Origin of the sequence: Trinickia mobilis (assembly GCF_017315705.1) — a bacterium.
Classification (GTDB): Bacteria; Pseudomonadota; Gammaproteobacteria; order Burkholderiales; family Burkholderiaceae; genus Trinickia_A; species Trinickia_A mobilis.
This window is the reverse complement of the sequence record NZ_JAFLRF010000122.1, coordinates 1-1,059: the sequence shown is the minus strand read 5'-3', so window position 1 is coordinate 1,059 and position 1,059 is coordinate 1. Positions and strand designations below refer to the sequence as shown.

At 65.5% G+C, this 1,059-nt stretch carries 1 protein-coding gene; it reads right to left on the bottom strand.

Translation table 11 applies throughout. From position 1 onward, the window contains the following. Nucleotides 1-96: 96 nt before the first annotated feature. Nucleotides 97-1,059, bottom strand: a 963-nt coding sequence (locus J3489_RS37240; RefSeq protein WP_207005777.1) for a sulfurtransferase, incomplete at its 5' end; no start/stop codon positions are given.

Here is a 1,059-nt window from a genome sequence, read left to right as displayed (position 1 = left end):
CGTCACAGCGCTGAGCGAGATGGTCCGCATCGTGCGCTGCGACGCTCGGATTCAGTTCGCCCCCGGCCTGATCTTCGGGGCTACCTCCGACAGGGATCAGTCGATCTCGATTGGCAATGCGGGGTCGTGCGCCCACTCGTCCATGGAGCCGTCATAGAGGGTGAGGTTGTCGTAGCCCAGCTGGTAAAGCTGAAACAGGTCGATGGTGGTCGCGCCGCCGCTGGTGCAATAGCAGATGACCCGCCGATCCTTGGTCACGCCTTGGGCGGCGAACTTGGCTTGGGCATCGGCGAGCACGCCGAAGGTCTTCTGGGACGGGTCGACCAAGCTCGCAGCCGGGACCTTGACGCTCCCCGGGATCAATACCGGCTGCCCGTAGCGGCCGGGTTCGAGGCCCTGGGCGAGCTCCATGCCCACGGTCCTGAGGGCATGCCCGCCGCTTGGCCCGATGTCGCTGGATCGCAGCCAGCGGAGATTGCTCCCGCTGACGATGACGGTGCTGGTTTGTCCAATGGCTTCTTTTACAGCGTTCTTGTCGACGAAGAAGCCTGGGCGCGGGCTGGGCGTGAAGCGGGCAGGCGGATTACCGCGCGCTAGCCCGGTCTCGGTCGGGCGTCCTTCCGCCCGCCATTTTTCAAAGCCGCCGTCGAGCACAGCTGCCCCGTCAAAGCCCAGCGCGCGCAGCATCCACCAGAAGCGCGTCGCCCACATCATCGTGCCGACGCTGTAGAGCACGACGCGGCTGCCGGCCCCGAGGCCATGTCGGCCGAACGCCTCGGCGAGCCGATCCGGCGCCGCCATCATGAAGTGGAGCCGCGTGTCGGGATCGGAAAATTCGCCCTGCAGGTCGAGGTAGTCGGCCCCGGGGATGTGCGCTTCCTCAAATCTGTGCCGTCCGGACACGGAGACATACGGGTTGGGGCTCTCCGGCGCCGGCGGTTCGAAATAGGTCGTGCAGTCGTAGACGCGGAGTTCCGGCTGGCCGAGCGCGGCTGCGAGCTCCTCGGTCGAGATCAATGCCCCTGGATCACGCATGTTCGATTCTCCTTTCAGTTTGAT